We start from the raw sequence: 21403 nt of genomic DNA on the forward strand, positions 1-21403 counted from the left end.
TATAGATGCAACTTTAGATCGTTGAGGAGGTTGTCTCATGCCTGACAATTTGCCGACCATCGAGTTTCCCACCGCAATCGTTGATCTGCAGTATCCGCTGGAGAATTTCAGGAAGGCATTAAGCGGAAAGGGGCCCGTGCGCATCGTGGCGATGGGGTCGTCCTCGACCGCTGGGCTCGGCAATGTCGTTGCATATCCCCCGCGGCTCGAGCTGTATCTGAGAAAGCACTACAAGGATGATGATCCTCGTCGAGACATCCGGATCGAGGTGCTCAACCGCGGCAAGGGCGGTGAAGATGCGCCGCAGGAGGTGGCCCGGTTCGACGGCGACATCTTCGCTGACAATCCTTCGCTGGTGCTCTGGCAGGTCGGAACCAACGTCGTCTTTCGCAAGGAGCAGTTTGACTTCGATGAGGTGGTCGAGAAGATCGTCGAGGGATTGGAGCTCCTGCGCGGTCACCCGACCATGGACATCATATTGATCGATCCCCAGTACGTGACGGCGATGCTGTTCGACGACAATGCTGAACTCTCGGAGAAGATGGTCTCCGCGATCCGGTCCGCAGCGCAAAGCGCCAAGGTGAATCTGTTCCAGCGTTGGGCCTTGATGCGGCACTGGCACGTTTACGACAATGCGTCGTTCGAGCAGTTGCTCGCTCCGGACGACGAGTTGAAGCTGCACCAGAGCGACTGGAGCACCATGCAGGTTGCCCGCGCTCTTCGTTCAGCGATCCTCAAGGCCACCGGCGTGACTCAAAGATGCCCGTGTCTGATTTGAGATAACGCTGCTTCAGCTTACGACTTGAGATAGCGCTCCTTCAGCGCCGTCCGCTCCGCCGCGCCGAGCTTGAGGGCGTCGCGCAAATAGGTTTCGATATCGCCATATTCCTGGCCGACGGCTTCGAACGCGGCGGCAAGGTACGAGGCTTCGACGCTGCCGATGGCATTGCGGACGTCCTCCGGCAGGTCGATGGCAGCGGTCGCATCGCGCTTGTAGTGCTGGTTGGTGAGCAAATAGTCCTCGGCAATGATTTCGTCGGGCACACCGAGCGCATGCAGGATCAGCGCGCTGGCAAAGCCGGTGCGGTCCTTGCCCGCCGTGCAATGGATCACGAGCGGCGCGCGGTCTTCCAGAAGATGGCCAAACAAGTTGCGAAAGCTGTGCGTGTTGTGGCGAACGTAGTTGCGATAGGATTCGCGCATGAGCTCCAGCGCGACCGGTGCCGTCAGCGTGCCCCTCGCAAGCTCGGTGCGTAGCGCGGCGACCACCGTCGGCTCGATCGGCAGCGAATGAACCGTGATCTCGTTGACGACGCAGATGCCGGCCGCGCGCTCCTCCACGCCACGAAAATCGAATGCGCTTCGGACGCCGAGCGCGCGAACGATCTCGACATCGGCGGCCGTGAGCTGGCCGAGATGGTTGGAGCGGAAGATGTGGCGCCAGCGCGTGGTGCGGCCGTCGGCCGTCGGATAGCCGCCGAGATCGCGAAAATTGCTGGCGCCTTGCAGGGCGAGGTGGCGGGAAGGGGAGTCTGACATGGGGGATCGGCTTGGGTTATGGTTCCAACGGATGCACTGCGGCGTCCTTAAAGTCCATTACAGGGGTCGAACATGGACCGACACAAGGCCATTGTTTTGGTCATCGCCACGCTGTTGGCCGGAATTTTGGACATCCGGCCGGCCGACGCACAATCGTTCCGGACCTATCGCTGTGTCGATGGTACGCAGTTCATCGTCGGGTTTTATGACGGGGACAAGCGCGCCTTTCTCCAGATCGACGGCGAGCCGGTCACGCTGGCCAGGCGGCTGGCGGTTTCGGGGGCGCGCTATTCGGGGGCGGGAGTGACACTGAGGATTCCCAAGACCGGGGCTACCACGGTGAAGCACCTGAAGCGGCCGGTCACGGCCTGCGCGGTGATTGAAAAGCCCGGAATCTAGGCGGGCAATCTCCGGGAATCAAAAAGGGTCGAAACATCGTTGTTTCGACCCTTTTCGGGAGCTGCCGCCGGGTGCTTGCGAGGGCGTGGCGGTATAAACCGGCCACAGGCATCAGCGGTCCCATTTCGGCTTGGCTTCGTCGACCGCTTCCTGGTGGTACCAGCTGTCACTGCAGATCGAGACGTTCGCGGGAAGCGGCGCGTGGTCGGCAGGAAGGCGGGTCTCGCCATGGCGGCGTCCGGCGAGAGCCGCGCGGCCCCCGGCAGGGAATTGATAGATCTTCGCAGATCCGTGACTCAGACCATTGTTCATCATTGCGATTTCTCCTTGGTCAAAGCGCCTTGGCCTCCATGGTGCGCCCGACTCGTTCGATTGTGGTTACTGGAATCCCCATATCGGCCACGCATCCCGAATTGGAAAGTGCTGAAAAGGAAATCAGTTGCCGCCCAATTTGTAGGCAGGTCGCCCGCTGCATCTCCCAAGGCACCGTGTTGGTGACCAACGCCCAGGCCATTCCAAAGGTTGCTGGGCAGGGCCGTCAGACTTTACGAAAGTTGCTGGACGTTGATGCGCGATTGATCGGCAACTTCTGGAACTCCGCCGCCTGCTTCAGAATCGGGCGGATTTCGCGGGGTTTTTGCGGTGCAGCTTCACGCGAAGGTGCGCGGCTATGACGCACGCCGCCGCAGGCGCGAGGTCAACGGCGAGCCGCGACCGGCCGCGGTGGAAAACCTCCAGGACTGCGGCCTTTTGGCACGACAAATGCTTGTAGACGGCCGGCCGATGATGGCCGGGTACAAAACGTTCGGGGGCCGCCAGGCCCCCAACCTTTCGCATCATCTACAGAGAGGCTCAATGACCAAGTATAAGCTCGAGTACATCTGGCTCGACGGATATACGCCGACTCCGAATTTGCGCGGCAAAACTCAGATCAAGGAATTCGCGTCGTTCCCGACGCTCGAGCAGCTTCCGCTCTGGGGCTTCGATGGCTCCTCCACGCAGCAGGCCGAAGGTCACAGCTCCGATTGCGTGCTGAAGCCGGTCGCCGTGTTCCCGGACGCCGCGCGCACCAACGGCGTGCTGGTGATGTGCGAAGTCATGATGCCTGATGGCAAGACCCCGCATCCGTCCAACAAGCGCGCCACCATCCTCGACGATTCCGGCGCCTGGTTCGGCTTCGAGCAGGAGTATTTCTTCTACAAGGACGGCCGCCCGCTCGGCTTCCCGACGTCAGGCTATCCGGCGCCGCAGGGCCCGTACTACACCGGCGTCGGCTATTCTAACGTCGGCGACGTCGCCCGCAAGATCGTCGAAGAGCATCTCGACCTCTGCCTTGCTGCCGGCATCAACCATGAAGGCATCAACGCGGAAGTCGCGAAGGGCCAGTGGGAATTCCAGATCTTCGGCAAGGGCTCCAAGAAGGCCGCTGACGAAATGTGGATGGCCCGCTACCTGATGCTGCGCCTCACCGAGAAGTACGGCATCGACATCGAATTCCACTGCAAGCCGCTCGGCGACACCGACTGGAACGGCTCCGGCATGCACGCCAACTTCTCGACCGAGTACATGCGCACGGTCGGCGGCAAGGAGTACTTCGAGGCCCTGATGGCCGCCTTCGACAAGAACCTGATGGACCACATCGCCGTCTACGGCCCGGACAACGACAAGCGTCTGACCGGCAAGCACGAGACCGCGCCCTGGAACAAGTTCAGCTACGGCGTTGCCGACCGCGGTGCCTCGATCCGCGTGCCGCACTCCTTCGTCAACAATGGCTACAAGGGTTATCTGGAGGACCGTCGTCCGAACTCGCAAGGCGACCCATACCAGATCGCTTCGCAGATCCTGAAGACGATCGCGTCGGTCCCGGCTGACAAGAAGGCCGCGGCCTAAGATCCTCCCGGCCCGGGCTGGGGGGCTGGCCCGGGTTGGCTCTCAATCCGCCGGAGCTGCAAGGCTCCGGCGGATTTTTGCATTCTGATGACGGCGGTTGCCATGGCCCGCCGGTCCCGGCCCGCGCAAAGCTTGTCCATCGCCCCCGAATGCGGGATAGACTGCCTTCGCATGCGGCGCAGGGCCGGGGACACGGCTGGTGATTGAAGGCTTCTACACGGTGAGATTTCAGCTCGGCGACAACGTCGGCCGGGCCGTGATGCATGCCGGCAACGGCAAGCTGCTCGGCGGCAATTCGGCCTTCGCCCATATCGGCACCTACGAGAAGACCGAAGCCGGCGTCGACATCGTGATCAAGACCGTCCGCCACAACCCGGATCCGAACTACCGCGCCATGGCGGGCACCGACGATGCGACCTTGATCGCGAAGGGCTGGCCCGACGGCGATCTCTACCGCTTGAAGGGCGAGCTCAAGGAGCTGCCGGGCGTACCGTTTCAGTCGCTGATGACGCCGATCACGGAGGAGGACATGCCGATCGCAGGCGGCGTCGGCGAGGCCGGCATCACCGACGGCCTCTACTCGATCCACCTGCGCATGCTCGACGGTCTCGATGGCGGCCTCACCGGCGTGATGCTGCTCAATCAGGGCCGCATCCTCGGCGGCGATGCCGCGTTCTATTATCTCGGCAGCTATACCGCCGCGAAGGGGCGCTGGAAGGGCCAGATCCTCAATCAGGAACACACGCCGGCCAAGGACGATCCGATCTTCGGCGGCCATGAGGTCGGGATCGGCTTCTCCGGCACGTATGATGCGGACCAGGCTGTGCTGGAGGCGGCTGCACTGGCCGGCAAGCGCAGTCTGCGCCTGACCGCCGCGCTCAAGCTGATGCACCGCGCCTGATTGCGATTGGAAGTGGACATATTGGACGCGGACATGGAAAACGTGCGCATGCTCTCGACGCTCGGCCTGATGGGCGCGATGCGCAGCCTGTCCTCCGCCTTCGAGGCCAGCAGCGGCATCCATGTCGATGCCGATTTCGCGCCGACCCTGGCGCTGCTCAAGCGGTTGCGCGCCGGTGAGGCCGCCGATCTCGTCATCCTCACGCGCGAGGGGCTCGACGAGATGCTTGGCGAGGGCCGCGTTGTTGCCGACGGTGCGGCCGACCTCGCACGCTCCTATGTCGGCATCGCCGTGCGGGCAGGGCAGGCGTATCCCGACATCGCCAGCGAGGCCGCGCTGCGCAAGACGCTGCTCGCGGCGCGATCGGTCGCCTATTCGCGGCTCGGCGCCAGCGGCGTGTACTTCGCGCAGCTGATCGTGCGAATGGGCATTGCGGCCGAAGTCAATGCCAAGGCCACCGTCGTGGAGCAGGGTTTTACGGCGGAGCGGCTCGTCAGCGGCGAGGCTGATCTCGCCGTGCAGCAGATCAGCGAGCTGAAGCAGGTCGGCGGCATCGAGGTCATCGGTCCGATCCCGCATGAACTGCAGACGCCGGCGGTGTTCTCGGCCGGCCGCATGGCGAATGCGAGACATGCCGAAGCTGCGGACCGGCTGCTGCGCTATCTGGCATCGCCCGATGTCGTGCCCGTGCTGCGTCAGTCGGGACTCGCGCCTTGAATTTGCCGGGGCGGCGACGCAACGTAGCGGTCATGCGCACATATTTTCTCGCAACGCTGTTGGCGATCGCGGTACCTGCGGCGGCGCAAGCGCAGTCGGCCGATCTCGTGCTCTGCGACCGCCTGGCGGCCGACCCCAGCGATCCCGACAAGCCGGCCGACGTGAAGGGCGTAACCGACATCGCGGCGTCCGACATCGCGACGGCCGTCAAGTTCTGCAAGCAGGCCGCACCATCCTCGCGCCGCGCGATGTTCGCGCTCGGCCGCGCCTATGCGGCCAACCGGCAGACGGCCGAGGCGATGGCGGCCTGGCGCAAGGCGGCCGACAAGGGATCGAGCGCCGCCATGGTCGAGCTCGGCGTCGCCTACGCCACCGGCGCCGGTGTTGCCAAGGACGAAGCGCAAGCGCGAAAACTGTTCGAGAAGGCGGCGCAAGCCGGCAATCCCCGCGGCGTCAGCAATCTCGCGGCGCTCGGCGGCGCAGGCGGCAGCGCGCCCGCCGATCCCGCGCAGGCACGCGCACTGCTTGGCAAGGCCGCCGAGACCAATGCGGAGGCACAGTATCAGCTCGGCCTGATGCTCTCCGAGGGCGCAGGCGGCGCAAAGGACGATGCCGCGGCGCGCGCGCTGTTCGAGAAGGCCGCGGCGCAAAACCATCCCGGAGCGCTGGAGCGGATGGGCGCCTTCGCGCAGGAAGGCCGCGGCGGTCCGAAGGACAAGGACGCCGCAAAGGCCTTTTACGAGCGCGCTGCGGCGCTCGGTGACGACGATGCCAAGAAGGCGCTGGAGCGCTTGCGCTGTCCCTACGCGATCAAGGACAAGCAGGGCAAGCTCGTCACCACGCTGTGCTTCTAAATCACTTCATGTAGTAGGCGAGATCGTTGCGGGCATCGCGATAGGTGGTCTCGAGATAGTCGGGATATTTCCGTGCGGCCTGCGCCACCGCGCGCACCACGCAATCCCAGAAATCGCCGTTCCAGTCGAAATGCTTGTTGTAGGCGTCCTCGAACTTGACCGCCGTGATGATGGCCTGCCGGATCGCCTGATCGTCGGCGCCCGGATGGGCGCGCTTCACATGGCCGAACATCGGCCCTTCATGGGCGCGGTCGCGTTCCCTTCGGTATTTCGCGCCGAACTGCTCCTGCGTGAGGGTGCGATTGATGCGGACCTCTTCGGCAGTCGGATGGCCCGCGATTGTGTCCAGGCGGTAACGCTGGCGCCAGAGCTCGTAGGCGGCATCGAGCAATGGCTGCTTCGCGGCGACGGCGATGATGGCGCCGAGCTCGTCCTGGGCTGATGGCTGTGGCGTATCCATGCCGCTTGGTCGCGCGCCTGTACCGGCGGGTTCGAAGCCGGCCGAGGCGCTTCGAGGAACCGGACCATGTGCCGGTCGTTGCCATGGGCATACCGGGAGATGCAACCATGATCCGCAAGCTCGCATCGGGTGAATATCGTCTGTATTCACGCAAGGCGAATCCCAAGACCGGCAAGCGCCGCAACCTCGGTACCTTCAAGAGCCGTGCGGCCGCCGAAAAGCACGAGCGCGAAGTGCAGTACTTCAAGCGTCACTGACGCGTCCGAGGTCTTGCAGCAAGCCGGACATGAAAAGTCAAAAAACAACCCCATGCACAGTAGCCAAGTGGTTGAAATGTCAGAGGCTCCAGGGAGGCGCCAAGGCGCTGGGAATTGCCGATGACGAATGGTCCAGGAATTGCGGATTTTGCGAAATCGACTTGACGTGTCGGGCAAAACAGGGGCATGATGACATCCTGGCAGCAAACGTACCCCAAGCGGCCCCTGCGCGGAAAAGCAGGGTGGCCTCAGTGCGGCGATGATGCTAGGTAGCCGGCAATATTTTTTGGTTTTGCGGGTTCAGAACATTGCTGGACGGGCTCTACAAGGTTGAATACGGCGTCAATGATGCGTTCGGTCGGAGCATCATGTGTCTGCATGACGGCAAGATGCTCGGCGGCAATTCGGGCTTTGCGCATCTTGGCACCTATGTCGAGCGCGACGGCGAGGTCATCGCCGAGGTGATCACCGAGCGGCATAACCTCGATCCCAACTACAAGCCGCTGATGGGGGCGGACGTCGCCTCGATCGGGGCGCGCGGCCGGCTGGTCGGCAACGAGATCCGTCTTCAGGGCGGTGCGAACACGATGCCGGGCGCCCATTTCTGGGCCAATCTCACGCGGCTCGATGACGGGGCGCTGCCGCCACGCGGCACGATCGGGCAGGGCGGCATCGCCAACGGGCTCTACGGGATGAGCTTGCGCGCGCTCGATGGGGTCGATGCCGGCCTCTCCGGCGTCATGCTGCTGATCGACGGCCGCATCCTCGGCGGCGATGCGTTCTTCTACTATCTCGGCTCGTACTCCTCGGCGGACGGCCGCTGGAAGGGCGAGATGCTGAATCAGGAGCATACGCCGGCAAAAGGCGACAACCCCGTCTTTGGCGGCTTCGAGGTCGGGATCGGCTTCTCCGGCACCTGCAGGGCCGACAGCGGCGAGCTCGAAGGCATCGCGCTCGCGGGCAAGCGGAGCCTGCGCCTTGCGGCCTCGCTCAAGCTGATGAGAAGCGCGTAGGTTACTTACAATTTCGTAGCGTCGGCTCTTAGAAGGCGACATCGAAGTCGAGCACTGGATCTCCGCCTTGGGGCCACAAGCTGGCGTGGGCAAGCGCAGAGGGATCACGGTAGAGACGCTCATTTGCTGAGCGTCCCGGCGTTGTGTACGCCTACTCGGCGCCGCGGCCGGCTCCCGAAATCCCCGCCTCCAGCGCTAGTGTGGCGCCTTGGTGGGCCCGATGATCCGCGTCCCGGCGCGGGGGCGGATGTTCTGGTTGTGGTGAAAGACGTTCTCGGGGTCGTACGTGGTCTTTACGTCCACCAGCCGGTCATAGACGGCGTCGCCGTACGCCTCGCGGACCCGGCCCGGATCTTCGTCGCCGCCGAGGAAGTTGACGTAAACGCCCTGGCGGAAGGGGCGGAGGGCGGCGAAGAACTGCCTCGTCCATGCCGTGTCCCGGTCGCCGAAATCCTCTCCGGACCGCCACACAGCATCGAGCGTGATTGCGTGCGACGCTTGCCGGTTCCCGAATGCCGTCGCGCCCTCGGCTGTTCGTCTCACTGCTCCCTTCAGATGGAACATCGCCGCGTACGACCGCGGTGACGAGGAGGAGAACGCGTGCTCGGTGATCACGTCAATGAGGTCGTCGCGGACCTCGGGGAGGTGGGTGGACTTCCAGTAGTAATTCCAACCGTGGACGACAGTCGAGTCGAGCGCGCTCTGGAATCCCACGTACGGCGCGGGCCCGACGAGGTCGAGGAGGGGAGTCCGGGATGCGCGGAGCGGGCGGAGCACCCGCTCACCTTCCTCGATCGGCCCGGCGTAGCAGGCACCAACCATCACCACTGGGCGCCAGTGCAAATTTTCGGGAATGACCGTTAGCGGCGGCGCGGTGCCGAACCTTACGACCGTGCCGAGTTCGTCAGGCGCGTCTGCGATGAAGTCGCGGTAGAGGCGCAGGACCTCCGCGGCGTCGGTCGCATCCCAGAGGATGGGCCCGGCCAGGACGGTGGGGCCGACGGGGTGGAGGCGGAATTCGAACGAGGTGACCACGCCGAAGTTGCCCCCGCCGCCCCGCAACGCCCAGAACAGATCGGGGTGCTCGTCCTCGGACACCCGCAACAGCCCGCCGTCGGCCATTACGAGGTTAATGGCGAGCAGATTGTCGACCGTAAGGCCGTGCTTGCGCATCAGCCAGCCGAGGCCTCCGCCGAGGGTGAGCCCGGCGACGCCGGTGTGGCTCACGATTCCGCCGGTGGTGGCCAAACCGTGCGCCTGCGTCTCGTGGTCGACGTCGCCCCACAGCGCGCCGCCCTGCACCCAGGCCCTGCGATCGGCGGGATCGACGCGGACGCCCCGCATCGCCGAGAGGTCGATGACGATCCCGTTGTCGCAAACGGCAGTGCCCGCCACGTTGTGGCCTCCGCCCCGTATAGCAATCCCTAGATCGTGGTTGCGGGCGAAACGCACGGCCGCGACCACGTCGGCGGTCCCGATGCATCGGGCGATTAGGTGCGGGCGCCGGTCAATGGCACCGTTCCAGACTGCACGGGCGCTGTCGTAGTCGGCGTGGTCGGCACTGATTAGCCGGCCTCGGAACCCGTCGATCTCCACGAGGGGTGGCCCCTTGCTGCGCTGGCTGACTTCCGCGGGCATTGGTGTTGTCATGGCGTCCTCCTCTCTTCGAGAGGCGAGATCGGACCACGGCGAGCCACCGTCGCATAGTCAAGAATCTGGACTTCAAAGCCGAAGGCGGGTGTGGGACACTGGGCTCATGAGGACGTATGGCCAATATTGTCCCATCGCTCGTGGCGCCGAGATCTTCGCCGAGCGCTGGACACCTCTGATCATCCGCAACCTGCACCTTGGCTGCGGAAACTTCAGCGAGATCTTGGAGGGCACGCCCGGACTCTCCCGTACCCTGCTCTCGCAACGGCTCAAGCAGCTCGAACGGGTCGGTATCGTCGAGTCGGCATTCAAGTCCGACGGGCGCGGGCACCGCTACGAGCTCACGTCCGCAGGCCACGATCTCTTCACGGTCTGTCAGTCGCTCGGCGAGTGGGGTGCGCGTTGGCTCGAGATCGCCTCCGAGCACCTCGACCCCTTTGTGGCCCTGTGGTCGATGTGTAACGCGCTCCGCCAAGACCGGCTCCCGGATCGACGCGTCGTCATCCGCTTCGACTTCACCGGCCGCCCGCGCCGCGAGCGCTATTGGCTACTCATCGAACTCGGAGACACCGAGATCTGCAAGACAAACCCCGGCTTCGAAGAGGATCTCTACATCACGGCGGAAGCGGAAGCATTCGTCAAATGGCATGCCGGCCAGCTCACCTGGGCCCAAGCCACCGGCGAGGGCCGCATCCAACTCGACGGCCCGCCGTCGCTGATAAGAGCGTTCCCAACCTGGAACGCCCGCAGCATGTTCGCGCACGTCAGGCCGGTCTCTCGCGCCTCTACGAGCTCCGCCGCCTGATGTCCGCTTGGCGTCAAAAGCTGACGGTCGGTAGGCTGCGCTACAGGGCCGGCTATGGGGCCCAATAGGCGACATTGGACACGGGCGGACGCAACGTTCTCAATGCCGTAATATGCCCACACCTGCACACAGCTATCGTGCCGCGTAAACAGGCCGAATGGTTGCTCCGGCCAATGCCGCAAAGCGAAGATTCTTCCTGCCAGCCCGGCAGCCAAAGCGCGATGAGATTAGGATGAATCGCCATCGCGCTTCAGGTTATTGTTTGAGCATGATCTCCGCGCAAACGCGTTCGGCGTTTGTCGCGAGGGAAAACCGCTGCACACTTTTCCGGGTCATGCTCTAGCGACGCACGCCGTTCGCCCGCAGGGATCGCACGAAATCGATCACGGCCAGGATCATGACGGCCACAACAATGATGATGAGCGGGATGGCCTTGATCCAAGCCACCAGGATTCCAAGAAATGTCATCACAAGCGCGAGCCCGATGATTCCGGTGATCACATTGGTCATCGCACTTTCCTTTTCTCCGCAGCGGGAGCCGATGTCGCGCCGGCGCTCGAGACTTTGCGCCGAGTGCCACGACCGGTGCGTCCGATAGTCCTGACAAGCCAGTGCGCCGTGCGCAAGAGGCGGGCATCGTTGCCGCGGCGGCCGACAAGCTGGACGCCCAGCGGAAGGCCGGTTTCGGAGCTCATCAACGGCAAACTGATGGCGGGGACGCCGAGATAGGTCCAAAGCGTGCAGAAAATCGGGTTGCCGGTCGTCTCGATTCCTGGCGCCGCGCCCGGCGCTGCGGGCGTCAGGATCGCGTCGTATTCGTCGAAGATATGGTCCAGCGCCTGGTTGAGCGGCGCAATCCCGGACAGCGCGTTGCGATAATCCAGCGCGAGATGCGCGCGGCCGCGCTCGATCGCCTGCCGCAGCCGTGTGCTCAGTCTGTCGCCGCCTCGTTGGTAGTCGCGCCGCAAATTGTGCGCCATATCAACTTCCATGATGATCCGGTGCATATCGACGGCCTGATCGAAGCTGGGCCCAAGCTCGACGTCGCTCGACCCGTCACCCAGGGCGCCGACGAGCTCGGCAAAGGCATCAAGCGTCACCGGCTCGGCCTGGTCGCAGACCGGAGAGCGCACGAAGGCAAATCGCGGCGGCAACGGCGGCTCGCTCGCCGCTACGGCGGAGAAGGGCGGACACGCCACAGGCCGGGTGTCCGGATCCTCCTGATCGAAGCCGACCAGGACCTCGGCGAGCAGGGCCACGTCCGCGACGCTGCGCCCAAACACGCCGACATGATCGAGCGTGCGCGACAATTCGAGCGCGCCGCTGCGCGGAATGAGGCCATGCGTGGGCTTGAAGCCGACCACACCGCAGAAGGCGGCAGGACGGATCACCGAGCCGTTGGTCTGCGAGCCGATGGCACCTGGCACCATCAGCGCCGCTACGGCCGCAGCGGAGCCCGAGGACGATCCGCCGGGCGTGTGAGCCGCGTTGTGCGGATTTCGGGTCTTGCCAGGATTGTAGTACGCGTACTCGGTTGTCACCGTCTTGCCGAGGATCACGGCTCCTGCCGCCCGCAGGCGCGCAACGGCCGCCGCATCGCGGCGCGGCGTGCGTCCGGCCCACAGATCCGATCCGAATTCCGTCGGCATGTCGCCCGTGTCGAAGATATCCTTGATGCCCAGGGGCACGCCATGCAGCGGGCCCACAGCCTTGCCATGCTTGCGATGATCGTCAGCAGCCTCGGCCTGCTGCATCGCGTGGTCGCGATCGAGGAACGCCCACGCCTGGATATCGTGATCGACCTCGTCGATGCGCCTGAGACAGTCGCCGACGAGCTCCACCGAGCTGAACCGGCCGTCGCGGATGCCGGCTGCGGCTTCGGTGAGACCGAGCGCGTTGAGACTCATGCGCAGCCTTTCGGCGGTTTACCGGGTGCGCTCATCGCGATCCATAGAGGTAAGTGGGCAGCCACAATGCGATTCCGGGGAAGATGTAGACCAGTGCCATGGTGAGGAAGACCAGGCCGACAAAGGGAAGCGCGCCGGAGAAGATGTCGGTCAGCTTCACCTGAGGCGGGGCCACGCCCTTCAGATAGAAGGCGGCCATCGCGACCGGCGGCGTGTTGAACGCCGTCTGCGTGTTCAGTGCCACCAGGATGCCGAAGAAGATGGGATCGATGCCGTACTGGGGAAGCAGCGGCAGGAAAATCGGCACGAATATGATGATGATCTCGGTCCATTCCAGCGGCCAGCCGAGCAGAAAGATGATCAGCTGGGTCAGCAGCAGGAACTGGATCGGCGAAAGGTTCATCGAGGTGAAGAACTGCTCCACCACCGTCTGTCCGCCAAGGACGGCAAACACCGCGGAGAACGTCCACGACCCGATGAACAGGTAGCAAACCATCGCGGTGGCACGCACGGTCAGGTACACCGATTCACGTAGCATCTCGTAGTTGAGCGAACGATAGGCGGCCGCCAGAACCATGCTCATGAGGGCGCCCACCGCGGCCGCCTCGGATGGCGTTGCCAGGCCAAACAGGATCGCGCCGAGCACCGAAACGATAAGCAACGCAAGTGGCAGGAATGACGTGGCAACCGCCCAGACGACCTTGGAGATCGGCACGTCGGTCTGCTCGCGCGGCAGCTTCGGCGCCAGCGCGGGATTGATGATCGCGCGTGTCATTGCATAGACAACGTAGAGGCCAGCCAGCATGAACCCCGGGAAGAATGCGGCCGCATAAAGCTTGACCGCCGAAACGCCGGCGGTCGCCGCATAGACGATCAGGAGAATGCTCGGCGGAATCAGAATGCCGAGGCAGCCACCGGCGCAGACCACCCCCGCCGACAGCTTGGTGTCGTAGCCGGCTCGCAGCATCGCGGGCAATGCCAATAGCCCCATCAGCGTGACAACGGCGCCGACGATGCCGGTGGCGGTCGCGAACATCGCGCAGGTGATCAGCGTGGCCACCGCAAGCGCGCCCGGCACGTTCTTCATCGACAATTGCAGCGAGTAGAACAGTCGGTCGAGAATGTTCGCGCGCTCGACTAAATAGCCCATGAACAGGAAGAGCGGGACCGCGACCAGCACGTCGCTGGATGTGACCTCGAACGTCTTCTGCACCAGCAGCGTGAAGATGCGGTTCTGGAAGAAGTCTTGACCGGGGGTGTAGTAGGCGTAGTAGCCGAACGAGACGCCCATCGCCATCAGCGTGAAGGCGATCGGGAAGCCGAGCATGATGATGAAGATGAAGAGGCCCAGCATCAGCATGCCGAGTTGAGGATCGGTCATGCGCCTGGTCCTTTCTCGTTCTGCAGCTCAGCCGCGTGTTGCTGATGTTCGCGGATGACGACGCTCTCGGTCTCCTCCACGTCGTGCAGGCGTTGCGGCCATCGGCCGGTGCGGATGCACAGCACACAACGGATGATTTCGGCGAACCCTTGCAGAAACAGAAGGAAGCCGGTGAGCGGGATCAGCGCTTTGAGCGGAAACACTGGCACGCCGGCCGGACTGAAGATGCTGACTTCGCGGAACCGCACGGACATCTGGGCGTAATTCCAGCCCGAATACATCAGCGCCGCGATCGCCGGCAGAAAGAACAGGATATACAGGATGAGGTCCATCGTTGCCTGGGTGCGCGGCGACCAGAGGCGGTAGACCACGTCGGCGCGTACATGGCCGTTGCGCGAGAGCGTATATGCGCCGGCCATCAGGAACATCGCGCCATAGGTGATATAGCTGATGTCGAACGCCCAGGTGGTCGGCGCACGCAGCACGTAGCGCACGAACACCTCGTAGCTGACACCCAGTGTAAGGACGAGAATGAGCCAGGCGAACGCCTTGCCGACCCACGCGCTGAGCTCGTCGATGAAGAACAGAAATTTCGTCATGCGAGCCGAGCTCGCTGCGAGCGATACATCCGGACGTCCCCCTTCAAATTCGTGGGCGGCGCTTCGATTGCGCCGCCCGTCGATACGGTCTCACGCGAAGCGCCGCGACAGCCTCAGGCCTTGAGCACGCCAGGGAAGTGATGCTCGAAGGCGCCGCGGTAGTCCGTCGCGTTGTTCATGTTGTAGTAGACCACGCGGCGCACCCATTCCTTCTGCGAGTCCATCACCTTCTTCATGAACGGATCCGAGCCGAGCTGGGCGATCAGACCATCCCATGCCTTGATCTGGGCATCGAATACGGATTTCGGCGTTCGCTGGACGTTGACCTTGTCCTTGTTGATCAGCTCCTGCAGGTCCTTGGAGTAATAGTCCATCGCCTTCCACTCGTTGGCGGATGAGACCGCCTCCGAAGCATATTGCAGGATCGCCTGCTGTTCCTTCGGCAGCGCGTTGAACTTCGTCCGGTTGAACATGATCTCGAAATATTCCGTCGCCTGATGGTGGCTGCCCATCATGTAGTTCTTGGCAACGTCCTGTGCGCCAAAGCGCCTGTCCGAGGTCGGGTTGTTGAATTCGAATCCGTCGATCACGCCGCGCTCCATGGCCGGCACGATTTCGCCGCCCGGAAGCTGAGCGACCGAGGCTCCCATCGCCTGGAACAGGTCGGCGGCCAGACCCACCGTGCGGTACTTGAGACCCTTGAGGTCGGCATCGCTGGTGATCGGCTTCTTGAACCAGCCGAGCGGCTGGGTCGGCATCGGCATGGCGAAGAAGCTCTTGATGTTGACGTTCATGATCTTGGTCTGGAGCTCCTCAAACAGCTCCTTGCCGCCGCCGTTGTGGATCCAGCCGAGGCCTTCGTTGGCGTTGAAGCCGAACACCGGGCCCGTACCGAACAGCGAGGCGGCCTTGTGCTTGCCGTACCAGTAGACGGTGACCGTGTGTGCAGCGTCGAGCTGGCCGCCATGAACGCCGTCGAAGACCTGGAACGGATGTACGACCGAGCCGCCGACCAGATAGTCGATGCGCAATCGACCTCCGGCCATTTCGTTGACACGCTTCACATAATCTTCGGCCATCTCGTTGAAGATATCGGCCTTGCCCCACGAGCCCTGCATCTTCAGGGCCACCGTTTGGGCCCGGCTGACTTGCGGCATGGCGATGGTGGCGGCGCCGGCCGCGCCGGCGGTCAGCAAGAATTTGCGACGAGTGGTTCTGGTCTCTGCAGACTTTGCAGTCATGTGGACATCCTCCCTGGCGGCGCTGTTGTTCGAACGCGCTTCGGTACGCTTTTCGTTGATAACCGCTGGAGGTAGGCCGCATTCCAGCGACTTTGATCGGAGTTTGGACGCATTGCTCGCATCCGACAAGCTACCCAATGTCGCATTCCTTAGTCTTAGGCGACCCCATTCGGGCTTTCAGCAGCCGGATGTTCACGCGCTGTCGCGGCGCAGCAAAGATGCAGCCGGACTTCTGATATTCCCAGCCCGCTCGTCGTTGCTGCAGGATTGAGCGGCGCGGCCGATCCGTCGAATACGAGGTGGAACGACGAACCCTGAAGAAGTTCTGTGGCTCCCAACTGTCCCTCCCTGAATCGACAGCGCGACGCCGCCACGCGTCCTGATCTCTCGTCGATGACGGTAATGGCATCCGCCTTCCGCATGTCGGCAAGCATCGTATCGGGACGCCTGTGCGATCGTGCGCGGCGATCGCATCGCCGAGTCTCAACGGGAATGTTGTCGTCAAGCCAACCGCGAGTGATTGGCTCTTGGCGCCTGACGGCTCGGACGGTCCGACAGTCGGGGTTCGAATGCTTTGGGCGGCCTGGCCCATCACAGGAAGCGTCTCGGCCGGGCCGAATCCGTGTCCCGCCGGGCTTCCCCTGGCGGCCCGCATGGCCTATGACGCTGCAACGCAAAAATCCCCTCAAAAAGACCCCATGATCCGCCTCGACAACGTCAGCAAGCAAGCCGGCCACCAGATCCTTTTCATCGAAGCCTCAGCGGCCCTCAACAAGGGCGAGAAGATCGGGCTCGTCGGCCCGAACGGCGCCGGCAAAACCACCCTGTTCCGGATGATCGCCGGCGAGGAAATGCCCGACGAGGGGCAGGTCTCGACCGATCGCGGCATCACCATCGGCTATTTCAACCAGGACGTCGGCGAGATGTCCGGCCGCAGCGCCGTGGCCGAGGTGATGAATGGCGCGGGTCCCGTCAGCGAGGTCGCGGCCGAGCTGCGCGAGCTCGAGGCTGACATGGCCGACCCCGACAAGGCCGACGCGATGGAGGAGATCATCGCCCGCTACGGCGAGGTGCAGCACCGCTTCGAGGAGCTCGACGGCTACGCGCTCGATGGCCGGGCGCGCGAGGCGCTGTCCGGCCTCGGCTTTAGCCAGGAGATGATGGACGGCGATGTCGGAAAACTCTCCGGCGGCTGGAAGATGCGCGTGGCGCTCGCCCGCATTCTCCTGATGCGTCCCGACGTGATGCTGCTCGACGAGCCGAGCAACCATCTGGATCTGGAAAGCCTGATCTGGCTGGAGAAATTCCTGCACGATTATGAAGGCACGCTCTTGATGACCTCGCACGACCGCGAGTTCATCAACCGTGTGATCTCCAAGGTGATCGAGATCGATTCCGGCTCGCTCACGACCTATACCGGCGATTACGAATTCTACGAGCAGCAGCGGGCGCAGAACGAGAAGCAGCAGCAGGCCCAGTTCGAGCGCCAGCAGGCCATGCTCGCCAAGGAGATCAAGTTCATCGAGCGCTTCAAGGCGCGCGCCTCGCACGCGGCCCAGGTGCAGAGCCGGGTCAAGAAGCTCGACAAGATCGAGCGGGTCGAGCCGCCGCGCCGCCGCCAGAGCGTCGCCTTCGACTTCCTGCCGGCGCCGCGCTCGGGCGAGGATGTCGTCGCGCTCAAGAACGTGCACAAGGGCTATGGCACCAAACGCATCTATGACGGGCTCGACTTCATGATCCGCCGGCGTGAGCGCTGGTGCGTCATGGGCGTCAACGGTGCTGGCAAGTCGACGCTGCTCAAGCTCGTCGCCGGCGCGAGCGAGCCGGACCAGGGCACCGTGGCGTTAGGGGGCAGCGTCAAGATGGGCTATTTCGCCCAGCACGCGATGGATCTGCTCGAGGGCGAGCGCACCGTGTTCCAGTCCCTGGAGGACCAGTTTCCGACCGCGGGGCAGGGAAGCTTGCGCGCGCTCGCCGGCTGCTTCGGCTTCTCCGGCGACGACGTCGAGAAGCGCTGCCGCGTGCTCTCGGGCGGCGAGAAGGCGCGCCTCGTGATGGCCAAGATGCTGTTCGATCCGCCGAACTTCCTGGTGCTGGACGAGCCGACCAACCATCTCGACCTCGCCACCAAGGAGATGCTGATCACCGCGCTGTCGGATTTCGAGGGCACCATGCTGTTCGTCTCGCATGATCGGCATTTTCTGGCGACACTGTCGAACCGGGTGCTGGAGCTGACGCCCGAGGGCATTCACCAATATGGCGGCGGCTACACCGAATATGTCGCGCGGACAGGGCAGGAGGCTCCGGGGTTGCGGAGCTAATCCTTGCTCTTGCCCGCGATCTTGGCGATGGCCTCGATCTCGTTGGTCCAGATGCCGCCGGAATAGCCTTGCGGCAGCCGCGCGAACGTGTCCGGCGTATCGATGCCGGTGGAGAACTCGCCGCCACTGTAGGGACCGAGCACGAACACCGCGCTGCTAACGCCGTTCATCCGTGCGAGGAAACGATCGGGCCAGCCCCATAGCCAGGGCGCGGCGTTGATCGGCACCAGGACCATCGCGTTGCGGCACGCCGCCGGCACCAGGCCGGTCCAGCCATAGCCGATATAGCGGATCAGGCAGCTTCTGATCGCCGCGCGCGAGATCGTGCGGACATCGGGGGTGAGGCGGCGGATCACCTCGATGGGTTCGTCGCCGCCATAGACCATGACCGTCCCGCGCCGCTCCGCCGGCAGCGCGTTCAATATGCTGGCAAGTTTCTCGCCTTCGCCAGCGTCCCGGCTCTTCACGTTGATGAGGAGCTTCTTGTCCCGGAAAGTGGCGAACACCTCCTGCAATGTCGGCATCATCCCGACGCCCTTGCCGCGGAACGGGAAAGTCTTGCCGCCGTCGGCTGTGTAGCCGTAGCCGATGTCGAGCGTTTTCAGTGTCGCCATGCTCTGCTCGCGCGTGACGCCGTGGCCATCGGTTCGGCAGTCGAGCGTCCAGTCGTGGAAAACGGCGAACGCGCCGTCGGTGGTCGGGTGCACGTCGAGCTCGACCACATCGGCGCCGGCCTCGAAGCTCGCGCGCATCGAGCGCAAGGTATTTTCGAGATAGTCGTGCACGGGCGGCAACATCCGCGCGGCCGTGCAGGTGTCGTTCTTCAGATCGTGCTCATCGAAGCGCTGCGCCATGCCGCGATGGGCGAGCAGGGCCGGTTTGCCGCCCTGACGCGGTGCCAGAAGACTGGTGTTGTTGATGTACACGCCAGCTGCGATCGCAATCATGATCGCCGCAGTCAATCTCAGTTTCCAGCCCACCAGACATTCCTCATTCCAATATCATCATCCGTGTTGTTTGAGGTTGATTTGCGGCACGTCACGCATAGCTGGCCGATGCGTCCAACGCCTTGAATGCCCCGACTCCGTTCGCTACGCTTTCGCAAAAAGGGGAGCGAAGCAAACATGAAGCAACTCCGGATCGGCGACATCACCATCGATGCGGTGATCGAGCGGGAAGGGCCGTGGCGGCGGCCGCAGGATTTCTTCCCGGCCTACGACGAGGGCGTGTTCAAGCGCCATCTGCCGACGATGGAGCCGGAGGTGTTCGACAGCGCGCGCGGCATGATGGTGATCACCTATCAGACCTTCGTGGTGCGCACGCCACGCTACACCATTCTGGTCGACACCTGCACCGGCGAGGACAAGGGCCATCCGCCGCCGTTCGATTTTCCCGGCAAGGAGCGCTGGCGCAACGAATTGTTCGCGCTTGGCATCGGCTTCGAGCAGATCGATTACGTGTTCTGCACGCATCTGCACATCGATCACACCGGCTGGAATACGACGTTGCGCGACGGGCGCTGGGTGCCGACATTCCCGAATGCGAAATATGTCTTCCACAAGGGCGAGTATGCAGCCTGGGAAGCCGAGTACGCCAAAGGCAACAACCCGCCCGGCACCGTGTTTCGCGACAATTGCCTGCCGATCGTCGAAGCGGGGCAGGCGCTGCTGGTGGACGACGATTACGCGCTCGACGACACCGTGACCCTGACGCCGACGCCGGGGCATTCGCCCTGCCATTGCTGCGTGAACATCCTCTCCAAAGGCCAACGTGCGGTGGTCGCGGGCGACCTCATGCACCACCAGATCCAGTGCCGCGAGCCGGACTGGTCGGCGAAGCCCGATTGGGACCCGAAGCAGTCGGCGGTGTCACGGCGAAAATTCTTCGCGTCGGTTGCCGACACCGACACGCTGATTCTGCCGGTGCATTTTCCGGCGCCGACGGTCGGATGGATCAAACCGCTCGGCGCAGCATTCGACTACCGGTTCAGGCGAGACTAGCTGTGTACTCGCAAATCGGGTTGTTCGGCTCAGAGCACGTTTTTGGTGCAATGGCCTCGTCGTTTTTACATCTTGCAGGACGGGAGGCTGCGAAACACATCCCGTCCTGAAGGGTGGCGAGCTATTGCGCGTGACGCCTTAGACTTTGGCCAACTGGTCGAGCTTGGTACGAAGATTGTCGATCACGGGCTTTGCGATCACGCCGGCCGGTGTCGCCGAGATCTTGTCGCACATCTCATTGATCGCGGGCGCCGCCGCGACGATCAACTTGGCAAGCGCGCGTCGTGAATCCGGAGACAGCTTGGCCGCCCGCGCCGTGATCCCATCCAACTGCGAGATGGCGTCGTTGATCTTGGGCAGGGCCGCCTGCGCGCTGGCTTCATCTGTGATGGTTGGCAATTGAGCCTTCAGCGTACCGAGGGACGAATTAACCTGGTTCGCCAGATTCACCCCGTCGACGGTCAAATCCGCGGGCGCCAGGCCCACCGTTCCGGCTGAAGGCCGCGTGACATTTGTATTCTGAGCGACCGTCTGCTCGGTCGGACGCTGAAGCGCATATAGGGCAAGTCCGCCAAGGATGACGAGCGCGGCGAGCCAATATGGCCATTGCGTCCGGCCGGTGGCCATGGCGGCCTGGCTCGCGCCGGAAGCGCCGGCGATCCGGCTCCCCGTGGCGGCGGCCGTGGTCATCCCACTGCGTGCCTTGTCGATCAGGCCTGAGGCGCTGAGGTGATCACTGAGGCCCGATGGAATCGCCGCCATGATCTGATCTTTCTGCGAGCGCAAAAGCGATGCCAGTCCGTTTGCATCCATCCCGGCGTCATGCTGTTGCTTGCCGAGCATACCCAGGACCAACGGCCCGACCACGGAGAGTAACGACTTGCCGCCGCCATCGCCCATTCCCGCGAAGCTGCCGATCGCCTGGGCCATGGTGTCCGTGGTTCGGCCTCCAAGCAGTCCGGACAACATGCTCGAACCCATCTGAGCCAGGCCCGGAGCGCCGGAGTCGCGCAGCAGGTCCATGGGATTGCCGCCTTGCTGTTGTGACAGCAGTTTTGACAGTTGATTGGCGCCAGCCGGGGTTCCGACCAGATCCGACAGGCTGGCTAGTATTGTCGGGATGGCCGCTACCGCGGCCTTCTGCGCCGCGCCCCGGTCCATGCCAAGGAAGGAGGCGATTTGCGCAATGACTTCAGGGGTCAGGAGCTGTTGTGCAGCTGAAACGAGATTGACGGCCATGGCGGTCTCTCCAATACGTTGCTGGTGTGTTGATTGCCCCCATCCGCAAAGTTGATGTGACAGACGTCGATGGTTCCGAACGTCGCCTATCGGTCAAGTTGAGACGGCATCGATCGCCCGACCATTTGATCCAGATCAACATGTCTCCGGTACAAGTCGAATGCGAAAAATTCGGCGCGAGAAAATCCCCGCCACTACCGCCCATCAAGCGAACCTCGTGGAGCGGTATG

General features: G+C 63.5%; 23 protein-coding genes. 11 read left to right on the forward strand and 12 right to left on the reverse strand.

The genetic code is table 11. The features are described 5' to 3' along the window. Positions 1 to 49 precede the first annotated feature (49 nt). Positions 50 to 778 carry an SGNH/GDSL hydrolase family protein gene (locus HAP40_RS17595; RefSeq protein WP_246741085.1) on the forward strand — a complete coding sequence of 243 codons (729 nt, stop codon included), beginning with the start codon at positions 50 to 52 and terminating at the stop codon, positions 776 to 778. 17 nt (positions 779 to 795) lie between these two features. Here HAP40_RS17595 and HAP40_RS17600 read toward each other — a convergent pair whose 3' ends face one another. Next, entirely contained in the window at positions 796 to 1539 is a 744-nt protein-coding gene (locus HAP40_RS17600; RefSeq protein WP_166816619.1) for a tyrosine-protein phosphatase, read from the reverse strand. 72 nt (positions 1540 to 1611) lie between these two features. Between HAP40_RS17600 and HAP40_RS17605 the strand changes: the two genes are divergently transcribed. Next, on the forward strand, positions 1612 to 1938 hold the full coding sequence (locus HAP40_RS17605) for an MliC family protein (protein ID WP_166816618.1): 327 nt from the start codon (positions 1612 to 1614) through the stop codon (positions 1936 to 1938). A 111-nt stretch (positions 1939 to 2049) separates the two neighbouring features. Here HAP40_RS17605 and HAP40_RS17610 read toward each other — a convergent pair whose 3' ends face one another. Then, entirely contained in the window at positions 2050 to 2253 is a 204-nt protein-coding gene (locus tag HAP40_RS17610) for a DUF2735 domain-containing protein (RefSeq protein WP_166816617.1), read from the reverse strand. 540 nt (positions 2254 to 2793) lie between these two features. Here HAP40_RS17610 and HAP40_RS17615 point away from each other — a divergent pair. From HAP40_RS17615 to HAP40_RS17630, 4 genes are all read left to right on the forward strand, one after another. After that, the gene (locus HAP40_RS17615; protein ID WP_166816616.1) at positions 2794 to 3828 is read left to right on the forward strand and encodes a glutamine synthetase beta-grasp domain-containing protein; all 1035 of its coding nucleotides are present in this window, start codon (positions 2794 to 2796) and stop codon (positions 3826 to 3828) included. Positions 3829 to 4027: 199 nt separating this feature from the next. Further along, positions 4028 to 4729 carry a GrlR family regulatory protein gene (locus tag HAP40_RS17620; RefSeq protein WP_166816615.1) on the forward strand — a complete coding sequence of 234 codons (702 nt, stop codon included), beginning with the start codon at positions 4028 to 4030 and terminating at the stop codon, positions 4727 to 4729. 33 nt (positions 4730 to 4762) lie between these two features. Then, positions 4763 to 5446, forward strand: a complete 684-nt coding sequence (locus tag HAP40_RS17625; RefSeq protein ID WP_166816614.1) for a substrate-binding domain-containing protein — start codon at positions 4763 to 4765, stop codon at positions 5444 to 5446. 32 nt (positions 5447 to 5478) lie between these two features. Next, positions 5479 to 6300: a tetratricopeptide repeat protein gene (locus tag HAP40_RS17630; protein ID WP_166816613.1), complete on the forward strand. Its 822-nt coding sequence runs from the start codon at positions 5479 to 5481 to the stop codon at positions 6298 to 6300. 1 nt (position 6301) lies between these two features. On the opposite strand, the gene HAP40_RS17635 is transcribed toward HAP40_RS17630, so the two are convergent. Beyond that, on the reverse strand, positions 6302 to 6760 hold the full coding sequence (locus HAP40_RS17635) for a hypothetical protein (RefSeq protein ID WP_166816612.1): 459 nt from the start codon (positions 6758 to 6760) through the stop codon (positions 6302 to 6304). Positions 6761 to 6867: 107 nt separating this feature from the next. On the opposite strand from HAP40_RS17635, the gene HAP40_RS17640 reads away from it, so the two are divergent. Together HAP40_RS17640 and HAP40_RS17645 are read left to right on the forward strand one after the other, a co-directional pair. Continuing rightward, a complete protein-coding gene (locus tag HAP40_RS17640) occupies positions 6868 to 7017 on the forward strand; it encodes a hypothetical protein (RefSeq protein ID WP_166816611.1) in 150 nt (49 codons plus the stop codon). 308 nt (positions 7018 to 7325) lie between these two features. Beyond that, positions 7326 to 8030: a hypothetical protein gene (locus HAP40_RS17645; RefSeq protein ID WP_166816610.1), complete on the forward strand. Its 705-nt coding sequence runs from the start codon at positions 7326 to 7328 to the stop codon at positions 8028 to 8030. Between the two features lie 195 nt (positions 8031 to 8225). Here the strand turns inward: HAP40_RS17645 and HAP40_RS17650 are convergent, their stop codons facing one another. Next, on the reverse strand, positions 8226 to 9680 hold the full coding sequence (locus HAP40_RS17650) for an FAD-binding oxidoreductase (RefSeq protein ID WP_166816609.1): 1455 nt from the start codon (positions 9678 to 9680) through the stop codon (positions 8226 to 8228). A gap of 106 nt (positions 9681 to 9786) precedes the next feature. Here HAP40_RS17650 and HAP40_RS17655 point away from each other — a divergent pair, with 106 nt between their 5' ends. Continuing rightward, on the forward strand, positions 9787 to 10485 hold the full coding sequence (locus HAP40_RS17655; RefSeq protein ID WP_166816608.1) for a winged helix-turn-helix transcriptional regulator: 699 nt from the start codon (positions 9787 to 9789) through the stop codon (positions 10483 to 10485). 339 nt (positions 10486 to 10824) lie between these two features. Here the strand turns inward: HAP40_RS17655 and HAP40_RS17660 are convergent, their stop codons facing one another. The 6 genes from HAP40_RS17660 to HAP40_RS17685 all read right to left on the reverse strand — a co-directional run bounded on the left by HAP40_RS17660 (position 10825) and on the right by HAP40_RS17685 (position 16047). Further along, the gene (locus tag HAP40_RS17660; RefSeq protein WP_166816607.1) at positions 10825 to 10995 is read right to left on the reverse strand and encodes a hypothetical protein; all 171 of its coding nucleotides are present in this window, start codon (positions 10993 to 10995) and stop codon (positions 10825 to 10827) included. Further along, positions 10992 to 12326 carry an amidase gene (locus HAP40_RS17665; RefSeq protein ID WP_246741084.1) on the reverse strand — a complete coding sequence of 445 codons (1335 nt, stop codon included), beginning with the start codon at positions 12324 to 12326 and terminating at the stop codon, positions 10992 to 10994. Before HAP40_RS17665 ends, HAP40_RS17660 begins: the two co-directional genes overlap by 4 nt. 97 nt (positions 12327 to 12423) lie before the next feature. Next, complete coding sequence (locus tag HAP40_RS17670; RefSeq protein WP_166816605.1) at positions 12424 to 13773, reverse strand: TRAP transporter large permease; 1350 nt, start codon at positions 13771 to 13773, stop codon at positions 12424 to 12426. After that, positions 13770 to 14372 (reverse strand): TRAP transporter small permease subunit, encoded by a 603-nt coding sequence (locus HAP40_RS17675; RefSeq protein WP_166816604.1) that lies wholly within the window; start codon positions 14370 to 14372, stop codon positions 13770 to 13772. The genes HAP40_RS17670 and HAP40_RS17675 overlap by 4 nt, the downstream gene beginning before the upstream one ends. Positions 14373 to 14485: 113 nt before the next feature. Next, on the reverse strand, positions 14486 to 15613 hold the full coding sequence (locus HAP40_RS17680; protein ID WP_166816603.1) for a TRAP transporter substrate-binding protein: 1128 nt from the start codon (positions 15611 to 15613) through the stop codon (positions 14486 to 14488). Positions 15614 to 15768: 155 nt separating this feature from the next. Further along, entirely contained in the window at positions 15769 to 16047 is a 279-nt protein-coding gene (locus tag HAP40_RS17685) for a hypothetical protein (protein WP_166816602.1), read from the reverse strand. Between the two features lie 264 nt (positions 16048 to 16311). Between HAP40_RS17685 and HAP40_RS17690 the strand changes: the two genes are divergently transcribed. After that, a complete protein-coding gene (locus tag HAP40_RS17690; protein WP_166816601.1) occupies positions 16312 to 17934 on the forward strand; it encodes an ABC-F family ATP-binding cassette domain-containing protein in 1623 nt (540 codons plus the stop codon). Here HAP40_RS17690 and HAP40_RS17695 read toward each other — a convergent pair. Next, positions 17931 to 18914: a glycerophosphodiester phosphodiesterase family protein gene (locus HAP40_RS17695; protein ID WP_414645387.1), complete on the reverse strand. Its 984-nt coding sequence runs from the start codon at positions 18912 to 18914 to the stop codon at positions 17931 to 17933. The two genes, HAP40_RS17690 and HAP40_RS17695, sit on opposite strands and share 4 nt — an antisense overlap. Before the next feature lie 144 nt (positions 18915 to 19058). On the opposite strand from HAP40_RS17695, the gene HAP40_RS17700 reads away from it, so the two are divergent. Next, the gene (locus tag HAP40_RS17700; RefSeq protein WP_166816600.1) at positions 19059 to 19934 is read left to right on the forward strand and encodes an MBL fold metallo-hydrolase; all 876 of its coding nucleotides are present in this window, start codon (positions 19059 to 19061) and stop codon (positions 19932 to 19934) included. 138 nt (positions 19935 to 20072) lie between these two features. Here HAP40_RS17700 and HAP40_RS17705 read toward each other — a convergent pair whose 3' ends face one another. After that, a complete protein-coding gene (locus tag HAP40_RS17705) occupies positions 20073 to 21173 on the reverse strand; it encodes a DUF937 domain-containing protein (RefSeq protein ID WP_166816599.1) in 1101 nt (366 codons plus the stop codon). Positions 21174 to 21403 lie beyond the last annotated feature (230 nt).

It is taken from the genome of Bradyrhizobium sp. 1(2017) (assembly GCF_011602485.2).
Classification (GTDB): Bacteria; Pseudomonadota; Alphaproteobacteria; order Rhizobiales; family Xanthobacteraceae; genus Bradyrhizobium.